Raw genomic sequence first — 17,817 nt, 5'->3', positions numbered from 1 at the left:
GTCGGTCATGAGCCATACCGTTGAAAAAATCGCCTTGAAATCCCCTGCGCCTGGAACCGAGAGATTCCTGACAATTCACCGCTTCGGCACGATCGGGGCCAGGCCAAAAGTGTATTTGCAGGCCGCGCTGCATGCGGATGAATGGCCGGGCCTGATGGCGCTGAATCATCTGATTCCAATGTTGGATCACGCTGACAAAGCCGGCCGCATAGTGGGGGAGATCATTTTGTTGCCCTATGCCAATCCAATTGGGTTGGATCAACGGCTGGGTGGCGCAATGCCAGGGCGCTATTCCTTTGATGGGGCGGGTAATTTCAACCGCAATTGGCCTGATTTATCCGCCGCTGCCGCCGCGCATATTCCCCAAGGGTTTACCGGCAATACAGGCCAGGATACCGCCACATTGCGTGCGGCCCTGTTACAGGCCGTGGCGGACCTGTCGACCCGGACGGAAATTGATCATTGGCGCGCGCAGCTATTGGGGCTGAGTATCGATGCGGATTATGTAATCGATGTGCATTGCGACCAGGAAAGCCAGGCGCATCTGTATTGTCATATTTCCCATGCTGATATTGCGAAACGTATGGCTGCCGCCGGGGATATTCCGGTTGTCCTGCTGGAGGAGGAAGCCGGTGGCTTCAGCTTTGATGACTGTAATGCGGGTGTTTGGCGGCGCATGACCGGACTGGTAGATCAGGCCGAAAGCCTGCCGATGGCCTGTTATGGCTGCACGCTGGAACTGCGCGGCAAAGACGATGTCAATGATGTCTTTGGCCAAAAGGATGCGGCCGGCTTGATGCAGTTCATGATCGCTGAAAGGGTCATTCAGGGGGATACATCGAACCTGGAAGGGCCCGAGCCGTATCGTCTGGATGAAGTGGACGTGATTTATGCCGAAACCGGTGGTTTAATCGCCTATAAGGCGGAAATTGGAGAATATGTCCAAGAAGGTCAGTTGATTGCAGAGGTGATTGATATCACCGCATCAGACCCCCTGACCGCGCGCACACAATTGGTGTCCAGAACAGCGGGACTGTTTTTTGCCCGGATTGATTTGCGGTTGATTTCAGCGGGCGAGGGGGTCGCCAAAGTCGCTGGCCGCAAGCTCCTGGAGCATCGAAAGAAAGGCGCTCTGCTGGAAGCCTGAATACCGCCGCCGTGCAGCGTTATTTTGCTTTTTTGGCCATCTCATTCGGGTCTCGAAGAACATATCCGCGGCCCCATACGGTTTCGATAAAGTTCTGACCATTTGCGGCATTTGATATCTTTTTGCGCAGTTTGCACACAAAGACGTCGATGATCTTTGCTTCCGGTTCGTCCATGCCCCCATACAGGTGGTTCAGGAACATTTCCTTAGTCAAAGTTGCCCCTTTGCGCAGCGCCAGAAGCTCCATGATCGCGAATTCTTTTCCGGTCAGATGAATGGGGCGTCCTTCAATCTCTATCGTGCGGGATTCCAGGTTGATCTTTAAATCGCCCATCGTGATGACAGGCTGGGAATGACCATGGGACCGGCGCACGATGGCCTGAATGCGCGCCATCAGTTCGCGCTTATCAAACGGTTTCGTCAGATAATCATCGGCGCCATAGCCCAAGCCCTTGATTTTGTTTTCCATTTTTCCGAGCCCGGACAGGATAAGGACCGGTGTGTCGATACGGGAATCGCGAAGACGACGCAGAACTTCGTATCCATCAATATCGGGTAACATGATGTCCAGGATAATCATGTCATAGTCATACAATTTCCCGATTTCCAGACCATCTTCACCCAGTTCTGAATGATCAACGATATAGCCTTCAGATTTCAGCATCAGTTCAATGCTTTGTGCTGTTGGCCGATCATCCTCCACAAGTAGTATGCGCATGTCGATATCCAGTATTTCGCCTGCGTTTGATATAGGGCTGTAAGGTATCACGATGCCACACCAATAAAAATAGCCATTGCTGTGACAGTTGTGCAAAGGGGCTGTTGAAACACCGGAATCTGCCATAGATTTCCACTATGCAGTCATGAAAGGAATAGCGTGTCGACTTTGTTGGACCATCTGATTACGGACCTGTCCCGGATCCCCGATCGTCGAATTTTTGGGCGGGTCGCGGCTGTTCAAGGGATGTTGGTAGAGATTGAAGGCGTCGAAGGGCATCTTTCAATCGGGGATCGATGTGTCCTGTCCGCCCGGCGCAACAAACAGATCATCTGCGAAGTCATTGGATTCAGGGACCACCGTGCGCTGGCGATGCCCTATGGGGCCTTGGAAGGGGTTGCGTTGGGCGCGCGGGCGGAGGTGCTGAATTCTGAACCGGTATTGCACCCCACGGAGGATTGGTTGGGGCGTGTTATCAATGCCTTCGCAGAACCCGTTGATGGCAAAGATCCATTGGAAATGGGGGAAACGCCCTATCCTATCCGAAGCGCTCCCCCTGCGGCTCATACCAGGCGGCGGCTTGGGGGCAAAATCGATCTGGGCGTGCGGTGTTTAAATACCTTCACCACCTGTTGTCGCGGTCAACGGATGGGCATTTTTGCCGGGTCCGGCGTCGGGAAATCTGTATTGATGGCGATGATGGCGCGCTTTTCCGAGGCTGAAGTCATTGTCATCGGCCTGATTGGGGAACGGGGACGTGAGGTTCAGGAATTCATTCAGGATGAATTGGGTGAAGAGGGGCTGGCCCGTAGCGTTGTTGTGGTCGCGACCTCTGATGAGTCGGCCCTTATGCGGCGTGAGGCGGCGCATGTGACATTGACGGTGGCGGAATATTTCCGCGATCAGGGAAAGGACGTCCTGTGTCTGATGGACAGTGTCACCCGCTTTGCGATGGCGCAGCGTGAAATTGGGCTGTCGGCTGGGGAGCCACCTGCAACCAAGGGCTATACTCCAACAGTCTTTTCCGAATTGCCACGCCTCTTGGAACGGGCTGGTCCCGGACCAGATATCGGAACGATTACCGGCCTTTTTACGGTTTTGGTTGAGGGGGATGACCACAACGAACCGATTTCAGACGCCGTGCGCGGCATTCTGGATGGTCATATCGTTCTGGACCGCACCATCGCCCATCGCAATCGCTTTCCCGCAGTCAATGTTCTGCGCTCGGTCTCGCGAACGATGCCCGACTGTAACACGCAAGAGCAGACAAAGCTGGTCAACAGGGCACGGCAATTGCTGGCATCCTATGACGATATGGCAGAATTGATCCGGCTGGGCGCCTATCGCAAAGGGTCGGATCAGTTGGTTGATGAGGCCATTGCGTATAATCAGCCGCTGGAAGGATTCATCGGTCAGGGAAAGAACGAACTGACGTCCTTGGAGCAAGGCTATATCGACCTGGCCGAGGTACTGAATGAACCCTATGAGGCTGCAGGCTGATGGCGCGGGATACACTGGACACCCTGATACGCTTGGCCGATGCGGAGATCGATACCGCGCGGCTGGCCCTGCAAAAGGTTCTGGCAGAGGAAGACGCTGTCCGGGAGAAGTTGAACGAACTCGCAGTCCAGGTGGAACATGAAACCGGTTTGGCAGCGAAAGATCCTGATCTTGCGCGGCAATATGGCGTTTTTATTGATCATGTGAAACGGAAACGGCAAAAGCTGAATGTGCAGCTGGATGCCATCAAGCCAAAAGTCGAAGCAGCCCGCGATGCACTGGCGGAGGCGTTCGCCAATCAGAAGAAGTATGAGATCGCGAAACAGAACCGTAAGGATGCTGCAGACGCAGAGGGTAAGCGCAAGGAAGGTCTGGTCATGGATGAATTGGGATTGAATGCGTTTCGACGCTCGCAATAGGAACGGCTCACCTTACCCCTGAAGGATACATTAGAACGTCATATTTTATATTTTACGCATAATTGTTCGGTAAATTTTTATAGAACGATACTTTGTTGTGTTTTTTTTAAACCATCACTTTCAATCTGGACTTTCTTGTCTACCCAGATATGGTGCGCGCGTTTGGGGGCTGGATTTGTTAAGGATAGTCAATGCCCCACACTATGTCATCAACTTGGCCCACGCTTGAAATACAGACGTCGGGACGATTAGGTTTTGACGAGCAGAATGAGATTCTATCGTCCGTTGTTGAAATATTAAGAGCAGCGCCTGTTTCTGTTGTTCATATTGATCACAGCACAGCCGAAATTGTTGGTACTACGGAAGAAGCGCATGCCTTTGGGCACCGTGTGGGAGAGGCGCTGAAACCGTTCGAGAAAGTATTTGTTGCGATCTTTGTCGGGAATGAAGCTCGTGTTGCACCGTTGGTGGATGTTTCGGTTATGATTGCCAAGAAACTGGGCGTTCGGATCAGTACATTTAACGACTTTGACCGATTGGTTCTACAAACCAGTCGTCATTTGACGGACCTGATCTAAAATCCTGGAAGGCGGGACAACAAGGCCGGATTGTCCCAGCGCGGGCGCCGGTCTTCTATTAAAACCGCATGGCCGGCATCCAGCCCATCCCGCGAGGCCGTGACGCAGATTTGCAGGAATCGCGGCACCAATTCGTTGTTCAGATCGTCCAAGACCATTGCCGCCAGGGATTCCAGCGTTTCCGTCTCTGGCAAGGCCGCTAGATAAATGCCAAACGCATCTTCCTGAATCAGGAGCTTATCCGGTACATACCGTAAGCACACCGTAGCGGCATCGTCGCTGCTCTTGCCGACAACTTTACATAGATAGTCGACCCGGGGCAGGGGATTGCGGGTCGTTTCTATACGCGCCTGGCGTTCCAGCCGCGCCTTTACAATTGCGGCATCCTGGGCCAGGGCATCTGCGGCGGTCTGGGAAACATCTTTTCCGGTTTCTGTCATACGGTCAGCCCTCCTGCGCCTGTTCCATGACTATCACGATCTGGAACCAAATCAAATTTGGGCGTCACCATGAAATCCACCCGCCCTGTCAGTCCTAATGCGGTTATAGTATCCGCGAATAGATCACGAATATCCTCTCGCCCTTCCGGGGGCAGGGGGCGTTGGGTGCGCACCATCAGGTCTACCTGACCTTCCCGCGCCAGACCATCCAATTGAATGGGTCCCAGGCGGCTGAAATCGGCTTCAATCACAAATCGTTTAGGTTGCTTGCCGTCTCCCGTATTGCCCTCATCACTGTCTTTGTCGGGTCTGTCGCGGATATACAGGCGGATCTGTTCAACCTGACCATTGCTCATGAAGGGTAATGTGCTGACGCGCCAATCCTGTCCTGCGGAATCGCTGGCGCGGCCCTGGCTTTGCGCCATATCACGATCCAACCGGGACAGCGTGCCGGACTTACCGCTGTCAGCGGCTTTCAGGCTGCGGGCGATATCACTGCCCAGCCATTTATCCGCCCCGCCCTGTCGCAAAGTGCCCGCCAGAAAGGCAACCGCCAGGCCTAATTGTCCGTTGGGCTGTGGTATCAGGGATTGCGTCAGGCGTTGGGCGGCGGTGGGATCGGTGCTGCGCAACAAAGTGATGGCATCCTGTAGGGCCTGAAACCGCATTCCGCCCTGGTCGATGCTGGCAAGTCCGGGGGCAGGCAGTCTGGGTGCGCCCACCATATCCAGCATCAACTGTGTTCCAGCGGGGGGAGAATTGGGCAGCGATATGGAAACTGTACCAGCGGGGCTTTGAACCAGGGTGGTGCCGCCGCTGGATTGTCCGGTAACAGTGCCGGTGAAGCTTGTCGTTGTTGCGGTACCCGTCAGTGCCTGTCCCTGGGGGGCAATGCCCAGAACCCGCAATTGAACAACGGTCCCGTTGGGTAAGGCGGGTGTGACTGGCGCGGGTGCTCCTTGTGGTGCGGGGGCTGGGCCGGGTGTTTGTCCGGACGCCGCGGTTGCCTGCACCGTTGATTGCCCACTTATCGCGGATGGCACAATAGTTCCTGTCAGTACGGACCCTTGTGTCAGGCTGGTTACGACGGCGGGTTGTGGAACGGTCTGTGCGGGGGTAGTGCCCGCCTGGGACGTGGCAGTCTGTTGTTGCCCGCCGGCCGTGGCGGTGGCGCTTCCGGACTGTGGCTGCAGGGTTAAGGTTGCCGGCGTGCCCAGGGATTGCAAGGCCATGGCAAGACTAGTCCCCGTTGGCAGGGCAAGGCTGCTTTGCACCGTCAGGGTTTGTCCCGATTGTGTTGTCAGGGTCAACTGACCCGGTTCAGGTCTGGCCGTGACTTGTGCTGCAATGCTGCCGCCATTCTGCAAGCTTTGCAGCAAGGCCGGGGGGATGCTTGGTATCGTGGCCGTACCTGACGGAAGTGGCGTCGCAGGGGCGGCGCCAGCCGTGCTGACAGGGACGGATCCCGCAGGAGGCGTTGTCGGTGTCTGCATCTTTCGTCCAGCCGGTTCTCCGGCCGCCCTTCTGATGTCAAGTGTATCACAGGATCCGGGTTGTGTCCGTTCTGACCCAAAACCCCCAGATTTGATAGAATGCAACACGCAATATTCAGGCCATTTGGCCCTTCATAAAGGAACAGAAAAGCGGAATCAGTATAGATTGCGGGCGATTGCCTCTACATCTGTTGCCGCCTCTGATGTCGGGGACCGCGTGATCAGCGGTTGCTGAGCACGAATGGCCTCTCGCACGCGGGGGTCCCGACGGACAATTCCGGCCAGACCTGGCGTGCGCTTCAGGAAGCCCTGACAGGATTTCGCAAGCGTGTCATACGTCTTGCGCCCCCGATTGACGCTTTCTGCGGCATTTACGACAACCTGGATATCCATGCCTGGATGGCTGGCCCAGCCCAGCTTTATAAAGGCATAGCCATCCGTCAGGGAGGTTGGTTCATCATTCACCAACAGCATCACCCGGGACGCCTGTGCGGCCAACATCTGTACGGTCTTATCCACGCCTGCCCCCAGATCAATCAGGACATGTTGATAACTGCCGGCCAGCGCAGTCAGTTCACGCCCGACCCGTTCAATGCGGGGCGGGGGCAGGGTCGCCAGGCTGCCGCTGCCGCTGCGCCCGGCCAGAACATCAAAATTGCCTTCCGGGAATCGTTCCACGCATTGGCTCATCCGGGCCTTGCCGGCGATGGCCTGGCCAAGGTCATGTTTCGGCATCAGGCCCAGTTGGATATCAATATTAGCGAGGCCAAGATCGCCATCGAATAACAGAACCTTACGGCCAGCGCGGGCCAGGGCATGGGCCAGGGTGATGGCAAACCAGGTCTTTCCTACCCCACCTTTGCCGGATGCGATAGCGATCAGATTGTTGGTGGGCCCTTCAGCCGTCATGATGCGCGCACTCCTTTGTCGCGGACATCCACTTTCTCCTTAGCCTCGTTCGGTAACAAAAGGCGCGCCAGCATGGTTGGATCCAAAGGGGTTAGCCCGGCCCCGATTTCCGGCGCCATGGATACATCGGTCAGGCTTATCCCGGCGGCATCTGCGGCCGATAGAACTGACCCTAATTTCTTTGCCATATCCAGACCGGTTGTTAACAAAGTGGTGGGGCCAACCGGGCGAAATGCTTCTGCCAGGTCGGCGGCTTCCTGCGCATCGCGACCGGCGGTCAGAACCAGCACGGTCAGGGGCTTGCCAGCCTCTGCCAATTCCACCAGATGGGCCAGATCCTTCATATTGTATGGGTTGGTTCCCGGTGTGTCGATCACGACCATTTCCTTGCGCTTTATATGTGTCAGGATCGATCCCAGCGCCTCTGCGTTCGGTGCTTCATAAAAGGTCGCATCCAGCCGTTCCGCATAGGCACGCAATTGGTCGATTGCGGTGACGCGCACGGGATCCGCCGCCACAAGGTTGATGTCGAACCCCTCTGCCAGCGCGGCGCGGGCGGCGATTTTGGCGCAACTGACCGTTTTGCCAACCCCAGGCGGCCCGATCAGCATGATGGGCGCATCCCCTGGGCGTTGCGGCAGGGCGGCGAAGGTGAAAACCCGCGCCAGGGCGTTTGCCAGAACGTCGGTCGGGCTGCTGTCTGTACCATCGGTCGCGGCGTCGATCAGCCGATCAATCAGGGGGTTAGGCACCCCGTGCTGTTCCAGGGCTTTGGTCAGATATTCCAGGGTTTCTTCTGAGGCACCATCACTGAAAAAGTCAAAATTCTGTTCGTCGGGATCAATCGCCGCGGTAACCCTTGCGCCCCGACTGGCGTCATCCTCGTGGGTTGCCACAATAATGGCATGGGACCCCAATGTCTGGCGCACAAGTTCCAATGCGCCAGCAAGTGTCTCTGCGTGAAAGGTCTTAAGTCTCATAGACTACACATACCGTTTCACTTAAATTTGGTCCACCGTCTTGATCTTGGCCTTGGGGTGGATTTCGTTTTGGCTGATCACAACCGTAACCGGACGGAACCGTTCAATAACGGATCGGACAAAGGGCCGAATGGGCGGGCTGACCAACAGGGCAGGGGTTTCGCCCTGCATGGCCTGGCGCTCAAAAACGGTTCGGACTTGATTGATAAAGTCCTGCAGTTTTGATGGTGCCATTGCCAACTGGCGCTCTTCGCCCTGTCCGACGATGCTCTCCTGAAAGCTCTGTTCCCAGGCGGGCGACAGGGTGACCAGAGCGACAAAGCCGGAGCTGTTGGTGTTGTTGTCTGATATCTGGCGCGCCAGCCGTGATCGCACATGTTCCGTGATCTGCGTCAGGTTGCGGGTATAGCCAACGGCCTCTGCAACGCCTTCCAGAATTGTTGGCAGGTCGCGGATGGAGACCCGTTCCGTCAACAGGTTTTGCAGCACGCGCTGTACAGCCCCCATGCTGATGGCGGTGGGGATCAGGTCGGATACCAGTTTCTGCTGGCCCTGCGGCAGTTCGTCCAACAGCTTCTGTGTCTCTGCATAGGACAACAGTTCGGACATATGGTCCTTGATGATCTCCGTCAGATGCGTGGTGATGACGGTCGCGCTGTCGACGACAGTATAGCCGCGGAACATCGCTTCTTCCCGCTGATTGTCCTGAATCCAAACGGCGGGCAGGCCAAAGGTTGGTTCCACGGTTGCTTCACCGGGCAGGGAAATCTTCTCCCCGCGCGGATCCATACATAGCTGCATCGCGGGGCGCAGGTCACCGCGTCCAGCCTCAATCTCTTTAACCCGGATGATATAAGTGTTGGCCGGCAGTTGCAGGTTATCCTGTATGCGAACAGCGGGCATGACGAATCCAAGGTCTGACGCCAGTTGACGGCGCAGCGCCTTGATCTGGTCCGTCAGTTTATGTTCCTGCGACGCATTGATCAGGGGCAGCAGGCCATAACCCAATTCAAGCCGTATCAAATCGATTTGCAGGGCTGAAGAGATCGGCTCGTCCTTGGGCACGGCTTCCGATGCGGCTTCTTCATCCAGGATGCGGGATTCTTCGTCCAGTTTCTTCTTCGCATTGGCTTGGGAAACCATGAAGGCGGCGGTCCCTGCCAGTGCGGCCATCGTCAGGAAGGGCCAGGCGGGGATACCAGGGATCATCGCCATCAATGTCAGCAGCGCCGCCGCGATCCCCAGCGCGCTGGGATAGCCGGATAACTGACCAAATAAGGCCTTGTCGGTTGCGCCGGTGACGCCCGCCTTGGTGACCAGCATACCGGCGGCCACGGATACGATCAGGGCGGGGATCTGGCTGACCAGACCATCACCGATGGTCAGCAGCGTATAATTTTCCGCAGCATCAGCCATGGACATGTCGCGCTGGACCACACCAATAATGATCCCGCCGATAATATTGATAAATGTGATCAGGATCCCGGCAATGGCATCGCCGCGCACAAATTTGGACGCACCATCCATCGCCCCAAAGAAGGAACTTTCGCTTTCCAGGTCTTTACGCCGTTGGCGCGCCTGATCTTCATTCACCAGGCCAGCAGATAAATCGGCATCAATCGCCATTTGTTTGCCGGGCATGGCGTCCAGGGTGAAGCGGGCGGCGACTTCCGCGATACGCCCGGCACCCTTGGTGATAACGATGAAGTTGATCAAAACCAGGATGGAGAAGACGATTACCCCGATGACATAGTTACCGCCAGCGACAAAGCCGCCAAATGCTTCGATCACCTGACCGGCGGCATTGGTGCCGGTATGCCCTTCCGACAGGATCAAACGCGTGGAGGCGACGTTCAGCCCCAGTCTCAACATCGTGGAAATCAACAGGATTGTTGGAAAACTGGTCAGTTCCAGCGGGCTTTGAATAAAGACAACGGTCATCAGGATGACCACGGCCAGAGTAATTGAAATCGTCAGGGACAGATCCAACAACCACGTTGGTAAGGGGATCAGCAACAGCACCAGAATGGCCATGATGCCGATGGGCAGGAACAGTTCCGGGCTGGTCATACCCGCACGAATGCGGCGCCCGGTGACGCTGTTAAATCCCGTTGTTCCGGGCGTCTTTTCTGTCCCTTCCGTCTGCGACATGGCTATTAGCCACTCCTTATGACGTCACACCCGGTGGCGGAAACCGCCACGCATTCACCACGTCTGTCACGATTCGCCGGGCGCGGGGACGGCGTATCCTTCTTCGGAATATTGTTTCAGCTTATTGCGCAATGTCCGGATTGAAATGCCCAGGATATTGGCCGCATGGGTGCGGTTGCCAAGATAATGGCCCAGCGTATCGATGATCAGGTCCCGCTCCACGTCCGCGACGGTGCGCCCAACCATTGCGCCTCCCGCTTGTTCCTTGCCTGCTTGGTCCTTGCTGGCATGGCTTTGATCCTCTGCCCCAGAAGGCAGCGGTGACATCGGGGCCGCAGGGGCTGGGGCAGGAGAAGACGGGGCAGGCGACATAGCGGGCGCAGGATCGGTAGCAGGGGCCTTGGGCTTTTCTGTCAGCAGGATCGCATCCGTGTCGATTTCTTCCCCGGATGCCAACAACACGGCGCGATGCATGGTGTTTTCTAATTCCCGCACATTGCCTGGCCAGTGATAGGCTTGCAGCATCGCACTTGCCTCTGCTGACAGGGTGCGCGCGGGCGCGCCGTTCGCCTCAGTGTATTTTTTGACGAAATAGCTTGCCAACAGGGGGATATCCATCGGGCGTTCCGCCAGCGACGGCAGGTCCAGATTGACCACGTTCAGGCGGTAATACAAATCTTCCCGGAATTCCCCAGCCTTCACAGACTCCTGCAAATTGCGGTTCGAAGTTGCCAGGATTCGGACATCAACCTTGACCGGCTTGCTGCCGCCGACTCGATCGATTTCACGCTCCTGCAAGGCGCGCAACAGCTTGGCCTGAAGACGCGGATCCATTTCGCTGACTTCATCCAGCAGCAACGTGCCGCCATTGGCTTCTTCAAACTTGCCAACGCGGCGCGCGATGGCACCGGAAAAAGCGCCTTTTTCGTGCCCAAACAACTCGCTTTCCAGCAGGTTTTCGGGAATGGCGGCACAGTTGACGGCGACGAAGGTTCCTGTGGCCCGTCTGGATTTGGCATGGATATAGCGGGCCATAACCTCTTTACCGGTCCCGGATTGTCCGGTGATCAGGACGGACGCGTCGGAGGGTGCGATCTGGTCGGCCAGCTTGATCACCCGCTTGGTTGCGGGATCGCTGTGAATGATGCTGGTGCTTTCTTCGGCGACGGCTTCCAGAACCGCAGCAATCAGTTCCGGATCCGGCGGCAGGGGAATGTATTCCTTGGCCCCGGCGCGGATGGCAGCAGCGGCGGTCTGCGCGTCAGTACCGTCCATGCCGCAGGCAACGACGGGTGTATTGATCCGCTCCGCCAGCAGGGCCTTACACAGGCGCTCTATATTCAGGCGCACGTCGATCAGGACGACATCAGCCCCTTTGCCATTGCGTAAATGCTCCAGCCCCTGGTCAATCGCATCGACCGCCGCCACTTTCGCGCCGCGTTGGATGGCAATTTGGCTGGCGCCTGTCATGTGCCCTTCAAGGGTTCCGATGATGAGTAGTTTCATGGCCTCTTATCCGAAGTAATCCACCCGTTCGGACGGGGGCAGTACGGTGTTGAACAGCATTTCCAGGCGGCGCGGGTTTTCCTGACGACCGATAGACGACGCCGCCATGACATAAAGCTGATTGAGTAACATATCCTCCGTCGCATTTCGTTCCATCTTGGACGCAAGCGGCGTGAACACCACATTTGCCAACAGCGCCCCGTAAAAGGTGGTCAACAGCGCCACAGCCATGGAGGGTCCTATGGAATTTGGATCATCCAGATTGGCCAGCATTTGTACCAGACCAACTAGGGTTCCAATCAATCCCATAGCGGGCGCGATCTCTGCAGCCTTTTTCAGGATCGATACAGAACGTGTCTGGCGTTGCGCAATTGCCTGAACTTCGCGGCGCATGATCCGCTCTACATCCTCCCCCGGCGTGCCATCGATGACCATGGCAAGGCCAGCGCGCAGCATTTCGCGGTCTTCAACGGCAGGCATGTAGTTCTGAATGGCTAGAACTCCGCGATACCGCGCGATCTGGGCCAATTGCAGCAGCTGCATCGCAGCCTCTCCCGCATTCAGGCCACTGCGAAAGACGGTCCGGCCCAATGTCGGGAACAGGGCCATCATATCCAGTATCGAAAAACAGGCGGTAACGACCCCAAAGGTTCCCCCAATGACAATCAGGATTGAGGGCCAGTCGACAAAGGATCCTGGACTGCCGCCCAGCACAATCGCCGCCCCAATAAGGATCGCCGCGCCAATAATCCCAAAAATTGTCGCAATATCCACCGACCCCCGCGTGGAAGGTTGGGTGAGGGGGCGGTCTCCGCCAGAGCCCGGTTGGGTATCGGTTGCCATTCCCGCCGTGTATCCAATCAGTTCGGTGATTTATCGGATTTGATGATTTCCGTCATGGTGACACCAAGTTTGTCATCCACAAGCACCACTTCGCCCCGCGCCACAAGGCGATTGTTGACGTAGATATCAATTGCTTCGCCGACCTTGCGATCCAGTTCAACGACCGCCCCGCGTCCCAGCTTCAACAATTGGCTGACCTGCATGGATGCCTTGCCCAGAACGGCGGCGACCTGTACTGGAATTTCATAAACCGCTTCCAGGTCGCGCGCACCGGTTGGGGCCATCAGTTCGGCCGCACGTGCGTCCAGATAATCTTCCTCGCCCGCGCCTTCTCCCAATTCCTGTAGATCAAAATCCGCCATGGACCCGGATTTCTTTTCTGGCGCGTCGCCACTTGCCGCGTCGGTCGTTGGGGTATCGTCGTCAGTATCATCGGCCATAAAATTTACTCCTTATCTTGTACATCGCCTGCATCCGGCGCATCGGTTTCCAGTGCGCCCTGGTCGTCTGTAGTGTTGTCATCGTCCATCGCAGGCGGCGTTTCCGTCTCACTGTCGGCTTCTATTGATTCCAATGTGCGTGTCACGGCGCGCTCAATTGCGGCATCGACATCAGCCTTGATCGTTTCATAGCGTCGTTCTGCCCCGCCAGCACCCCAATCAACCCGCACATCAGAAGCCCCCATATCTTCTTCTGGGCGCAAGCGGATCACACCCTGAAATCCGGCCCGCTCCGCAGCTTTGTTCAGGCGATCTCCCAACAGGTCCGCCGTTTCCTCAGACAGGTGAATTGACAGCCGCCCGGGATCCTGAAGCTCGGCCAAACATTCCGTAACCACGGCCATTGCTTCCTCTGCGCCGTGGTTTTTGACATAGATCGGCATCAACTTGTTCATCAATTCCTGCACCATGCGTGCCATATTGGCCTGTGCCCGCTCATTTGCCTTGCGCTGTTCTTCGCCAAGTTTGGACACCATCGGGGCCAGTCGCTCCAACAGGTCATTCAATTGCCGCTCCAGCGTATCCATCGCTTCGGCATGGCCCTCGCGAAACCCGTCCGCATGACCATCCATATAGGATTGTTGCTTCTGGGCGTTCATTTCCTCTTCGCTGAAGCTGATTTCTGGTTCCGGCTCCGGGATATCCTCCGGCGCGGGCTCGGCATTGGCGGCCGGCTTTTTCTTTTCCTGGTCGAATTCATCGAAAGACCGCTCAAACATGAACGGTTTCATTTCCTCTGTTTTCGCCACTTTCGCCATCACAATTGGGCCTCACCCTGCACCGACATTAGTAAATCAACTCATCTTCAGCGCCACCTTCGGAGATAATGATCTCTCCTTTCGCGGCAAGGTCTTTGGCCAGATTGACCATTTCCATCTGCGCTTCATCCACATCCTTCAATCGGACAGGTCCAAGGGCATTCATATCTTCACGCAGAATTTTCGCCGCGCGCTCGGACATGTTCGAGAAGAACAGTTCCTTGATCTGCTCTGACGAGCCCTTCAAGGCTGTGCCCAGTTTGTCCTTATCGACATTGCGCAACAGCGTTTGAACACCGCCCGGATCCAGTTTTTGCAGATCCTCGAAGGTGAACATCAGGGACTTGATCTTCTCGGCACTGTCGCGATTGCGTTCTTCCAGCAAGGTCATGAAGCGGTTTTCAGTATTCCGATCCAGGGCATTGAAGATTTCCGCCATCATTTCATGGCTGTCACGCCGGGCCGTGCGCGCCAGGTTGGTCATGAATTCGTTCCGCAATGTGCGCTCCACATCGTCCAGCACTTCCTTCTGTACGGCTTCCATGCGCAGCATCCGCATGATGACTTCCATCGCGAAACTTTCCGGCAGGGCACCCAGTACACGACTGGCATGGTCGGACTTGATCTTGGACAAAACAACCGCAACGGTCTGGGGGTATTCGTTCTTCAGATAGTTGGCCAGCACGACTTCGTTCACATTTGCCAGCTTGTCCCACATGGTGCGCCCGGCAGGACCCCGGATTTCTTCCATGATCTGGGATACTTTGTCAGGATCCAGGGCCTTGCTGAGCAAGCGCTCTGTAGATTCATAAGACCCGACCAGTGATCCTGTAGACGAAATCTGTTCGGCGAATTCCGAGAAAAGCCGCTCCACCAGATTTGAGCTGATTGTGCCCAGATTGGCCATTGAAGAAGAGATTTCCTTGATCTCCTCGTCATCCATATAGGTAAAGAGCTTCACCGCGTTTTCTTCACCAATGGCGAGGATCATCATCGCGGCTTTGTCTGGCCCGGTCAGGCCCCTATAATCGTCGCGTATTCTCATGGTGCTGGTCGTACCAAGTTCTCTGTTGCGCCCCAGGAATCATCATCGCTGCGTCCAGCCGATGCGACTTCCCGTATATCAGTCATCCCCTTTATAAAGCGAGTCCGCATAAACCAACATGAGAAACCTACATGCCGTGTCCAATCAAGCATTCCAGAAGGCAAGACGGTACCGGCACGCGGCTTAATCAGATCCTTGATACATCCATGTGCGCAGGATCGATACAGCTTCTTCGGGATGCTTTTCGATAATTTCGCCAATTTTCTTAAGCGAAGACGCCTTCACGCGCCCTTCAATATTGGCGATATCAATCATATGTTCGAATTCTTCCGTACCTTCTTGCGGCATCATGCCCTGACCACCGGCTGTTGCAATCGCATTGCCGCTTTGATCGGTCAGCATGGTGGGGGAGTCACCCGCGCGACCGGCGGCGGTCTGGTGCTGCATATCAAACAGCTTGGTAATCAGCGGTCGGACAATGATCAACGCGATCAGCAGAACCACAAGCCCGATGACACCGGTTTGAACCAGTGACCAGATCCGGCTCTTGGGCAGACCGAACATTTCTTCTTCATCCAGCGTATAGACCGGAACATCTTCGAAGCGCAGATTGTGGATCGTCACCTGATCCCCGCGCGACAAGTTCACGCCTGCGGCGGACTCGACCAGTTCCCGCAGGACATTCATCTCGTCCTCGCTGCGCGGCTCATAGGTGCCATCCGGCTGGCGGATACCATCCACAACAACGGCGACAGAGAGGCGATCCACGCGTCCCGGGGGCACAATGCGCTCTGTCTTGGTGTTGCCGGTCTGGAAATTCTGGATTGAATCGGTGCGGGCGCTCGTTTCGGTATTGCCCACCGCGCCACCATCCAGGGCACCTGCATCCGGCAGATTGTTCCCAACAGTCACGGTATCCTGATTGGCTTCCTGAGACGATGACGTATCTTCAATCTCTCGCGATGACACTAGAACCTGCTGTTCGGGGTCATAGGACTGAATGCTGGACGTTTCCTGCGAGAAATCCATTTCCGCGGATACTTCCACGCGGGCTTTGCCCACGCCGACGACCCGTTCTAACATCTCAGTGACCTTGCCGGAAAGGCGACCCTCAAAGCCGGACCGCATATCCGCAACATTATCAGGATTCAGCGTGCCATCACCCTTGTCACCGCCGCCATGCAGCAGGGTACCGCGATCATCGACGATCGTGATACGGTTTGGATCCAGGTTCGGCACAGCGGTGGAGATCAATTGCTGAATGGCGGATGTCTGGGACCGATCAAGCCGATTGGCGCCCTGCATTTTAATGACAACGGATGCTGTTGCTTCCATCGGTTCACGGGTAAACAGTTCCCGCCGCGGCAGCACGATATGCACGCGGGCGCCACGGACATTATCGATGGAGGCAATGGTGCGGGATAACTCCCCTTCCATTGCGCGCAGCTTGTTGATTTCCTGAGTAAAGCTGGATTGGCCGAGACTTTGATCCCGGTCAAAGATATCATAACCGGGGACTGTGCCGCTGAGGCCTTGCTGGGCAAATTCCAACCGCAAGGGGCCAACCTGATCACGCGGCACGGAAATTTGGGATTGATCCGTCGACATGCTGAAATCGATCTGGCGGCTGGCAAGTTGATCCGCGATCTGGTTGGTGGCCTGGGGATCCAGGTTTGAATAGAGCAGGGCCATTTCCGGTTTCGTGCCAGAGATCAGCAGGAAAATTAACAGGCCCAGCATGACGGCCGTGCCAGCAACGCCCGCCGTCAGGCGCGCCATCCCGAAACTCCGAATCAGATCAATTAGATTGCCCACAAAACCGCTCCTCGTATTTCCGACCGCCAGCGAGAACACGCCCTATTGGCCAATTCTCTTGTCGGATCCCCTTGTGTCAGATCACACTTGGTACTCAACGTCACTGCAACAGATTACGCACTTACCGGGCGCCTGAGCGCTTCTGCGCCATGATCTGCCAGATCCTTCTTAACACGCATGGCGTCCCTCGCGGAGGACAACCAGTCTGGCTCGTCAAAAAAGGCATTCTGCCTCGTAACTTTCGTAAAAAATGCAACTCCCGCAAAATTCACACCAGTACGACTCGATTCTGCTTCCTGGCGAATTACTTACAACGACTCATCGATTCGATAGTTTGTAAGCATATCTTCAAGCATTCTTGCCCAAAGTAAAATTAGGAATTCGCGCGGCAAATTTTGCCTATCTCTCGGCAAAGATAGCCGATATTCGCACCAGCGCAATGATAAAAACACAACATATTGAAGAAAATACAATGTAATTCGCAGCATTCAGTAACGCATTGCAAGAACTCGTCACGACGCGTTTCTGCAGTGTGTGAGTCTTTTCAAGTGTTTACGATTCGCTTTTAACTTATCGATACTGGCGCAAGCGTGTGACGCGTAGACCCCGAACACCATGCTGGGAAATCAGGATACGCCATCCATTCAACTCTTCCCTGGTCAGGTCATAGCGTTTGCAGGCTTCGTCTTCGGTCAGGACGCCCGTATCAATCGCTCTGACAACCTGTGCTTTTCGTGAGATCACCCATCGTTCGGTATCTGCCGGGGGCAGGGCGTTATCCTGCTTGGGCTCTCTGTGCTCTATCTTGCTTTGCTGTCCTGTCATCCGGGCCGTTGCTCCAGTTAAAGAATTTATGGGACGTTGCGTCCGCTGCCGGTCGATTATGGTTTTGTGAAGACCAGCAATTAGAAACAAATTTATATAAAATTTTATGAAATTCGCAAGTAAAATCCCAAAAAATAATGGGCGCGCCCAGAGGACGCGCCCAAGTAATTGAATTCAATGAGTTTACAGA

The 17,817-nt window shown here is 55.7% G+C and carries 17 protein-coding genes; 4 read left to right on the top strand and 13 right to left on the bottom strand.

Going from position 1 to position 17,817, the window contains the following annotated elements; all coding sequences use genetic code 11:
* Window positions 1–7 precede the first annotated feature (7 nt).
* Window positions 8–1,147: a succinylglutamate desuccinylase/aspartoacylase family protein gene (locus tag ACOSDM_RS10200; protein ID WP_420724404.1), complete on the top strand. Its 1,140-nt coding sequence runs from the start codon at window positions 8–10 to the stop codon at window positions 1,145–1,147.
* Window positions 1,148–1,166: 19 nt separating this feature from the next.
* Here ACOSDM_RS10200 and ctrA read toward each other — a convergent pair whose 3' ends face one another.
* A complete protein-coding gene (gene ctrA, locus ACOSDM_RS10195) occupies window positions 1,167–1,865 on the bottom strand; it encodes a response regulator transcription factor CtrA (protein WP_420724402.1) in 699 nt (232 codons plus the stop codon).
* A gap of 159 nt (window positions 1,866–2,024) precedes the next feature.
* Here ctrA and fliI point away from each other — a divergent pair, with 159 nt between their 5' ends.
* The 3 genes from fliI (at window position 2,025) to ACOSDM_RS10180 (ending at window position 4,362) form a co-directional block, all read left to right on the top strand.
* Entirely contained in the window at window positions 2,025–3,365 is a 1,341-nt protein-coding gene (fliI, locus tag ACOSDM_RS10190; protein ID WP_420724401.1) for a flagellar protein export ATPase FliI, read from the top strand.
* Window positions 3,365–3,784 carry a flagellar export protein FliJ gene (gene fliJ, locus ACOSDM_RS10185; protein ID WP_420724400.1) on the top strand — a complete coding sequence of 140 codons (420 nt, stop codon included), beginning with the start codon at window positions 3,365–3,367 and terminating at the stop codon, window positions 3,782–3,784. Before fliI ends, fliJ begins: the two co-directional genes overlap by 1 nt.
* Before the next feature lie 191 nt (window positions 3,785–3,975).
* Window positions 3,976–4,362 (top strand): hypothetical protein, encoded by a 387-nt coding sequence (locus tag ACOSDM_RS10180; RefSeq protein WP_420724399.1) that lies wholly within the window; start codon window positions 3,976–3,978, stop codon window positions 4,360–4,362.
* On the opposite strand, the gene ACOSDM_RS10175 is transcribed toward ACOSDM_RS10180, so the two are convergent.
* From ACOSDM_RS10175 to ACOSDM_RS10120, 12 genes are all read right to left on the bottom strand, one after another.
* Window positions 4,359–4,802, bottom strand: a complete 444-nt coding sequence (locus tag ACOSDM_RS10175; protein ID WP_420724398.1) for a hypothetical protein — start codon at window positions 4,800–4,802, stop codon at window positions 4,359–4,361. The two genes, ACOSDM_RS10180 and ACOSDM_RS10175, sit on opposite strands and share 4 nt — an antisense overlap.
* A complete protein-coding gene (locus tag ACOSDM_RS10170; RefSeq protein ID WP_420724397.1) occupies window positions 4,799–6,295 on the bottom strand; it encodes a hypothetical protein in 1,497 nt (498 codons plus the stop codon). Before ACOSDM_RS10170 ends, ACOSDM_RS10175 begins: the two co-directional genes overlap by 4 nt.
* A 156-nt stretch (window positions 6,296–6,451) precedes the next feature.
* Window positions 6,452–7,204, bottom strand: a complete 753-nt coding sequence (locus ACOSDM_RS10165; RefSeq protein ID WP_420724396.1) for a MinD/ParA family protein — start codon at window positions 7,202–7,204, stop codon at window positions 6,452–6,454.
* Window positions 7,201–8,184: a GTPase gene (locus ACOSDM_RS10160; protein ID WP_420724395.1), complete on the bottom strand. Its 984-nt coding sequence runs from the start codon at window positions 8,182–8,184 to the stop codon at window positions 7,201–7,203. Before ACOSDM_RS10160 ends, ACOSDM_RS10165 begins: the two co-directional genes overlap by 4 nt.
* A 21-nt stretch (window positions 8,185–8,205) precedes the next feature.
* Window positions 8,206–10,254 carry a flagellar biosynthesis protein FlhA gene (gene flhA / locus ACOSDM_RS10155; protein ID WP_420724608.1) on the bottom strand — a complete coding sequence of 683 codons (2,049 nt, stop codon included), beginning with the start codon at window positions 10,252–10,254 and terminating at the stop codon, window positions 8,206–8,208.
* A 147-nt stretch (window positions 10,255–10,401) separates the two neighbouring features.
* Window positions 10,402–11,841 (bottom strand): sigma-54 interaction domain-containing protein, encoded by a 1,440-nt coding sequence (locus tag ACOSDM_RS10150; RefSeq protein WP_420724394.1) that lies wholly within the window; start codon window positions 11,839–11,841, stop codon window positions 10,402–10,404.
* A gap of 6 nt (window positions 11,842–11,847) precedes the next feature.
* Window positions 11,848–12,684 carry a motility protein A gene (locus ACOSDM_RS10145; RefSeq protein WP_420724393.1) on the bottom strand — a complete coding sequence of 279 codons (837 nt, stop codon included), beginning with the start codon at window positions 12,682–12,684 and terminating at the stop codon, window positions 11,848–11,850.
* Window positions 12,685–12,701: 17 nt separating this feature from the next.
* Window positions 12,702–13,046, bottom strand: a complete 345-nt coding sequence (gene fliN, locus ACOSDM_RS10140; protein WP_420724607.1) for a flagellar motor switch protein FliN — start codon at window positions 13,044–13,046, stop codon at window positions 12,702–12,704.
* Window positions 13,047–13,129: 83 nt separating this feature from the next.
* Window positions 13,130–13,942: a hypothetical protein gene (locus ACOSDM_RS10135; protein WP_420724392.1), complete on the bottom strand. Its 813-nt coding sequence runs from the start codon at window positions 13,940–13,942 to the stop codon at window positions 13,130–13,132.
* A 28-nt stretch (window positions 13,943–13,970) separates the two neighbouring features.
* A complete protein-coding gene (gene fliG / locus ACOSDM_RS10130) occupies window positions 13,971–14,987 on the bottom strand; it encodes a flagellar motor switch protein FliG (RefSeq protein WP_420724391.1) in 1,017 nt (338 codons plus the stop codon).
* A 183-nt stretch (window positions 14,988–15,170) separates the two neighbouring features.
* A complete protein-coding gene (gene fliF / locus ACOSDM_RS10125) occupies window positions 15,171–16,802 on the bottom strand; it encodes a flagellar basal-body MS-ring/collar protein FliF (RefSeq protein ID WP_420724390.1) in 1,632 nt (543 codons plus the stop codon).
* 570 nt (window positions 16,803–17,372) lie between these two features.
* On the bottom strand, window positions 17,373–17,627 hold the full coding sequence (locus ACOSDM_RS10120; RefSeq protein ID WP_420724389.1) for a DUF1153 domain-containing protein: 255 nt from the start codon (window positions 17,625–17,627) through the stop codon (window positions 17,373–17,375).
* Between the last annotated feature and the right edge of the window lie 190 nt (window positions 17,628–17,817).

Origin of the sequence: Hwanghaeella sp. LZ110 (genome assembly GCF_048892525.1) — a bacterium.
Lineage (GTDB): Bacteria > Pseudomonadota > Alphaproteobacteria > UBA8366 > Aestuariispiraceae > Pacificispira.
This window is presented reverse-complemented; position numbering and strand designations above follow the sequence as displayed.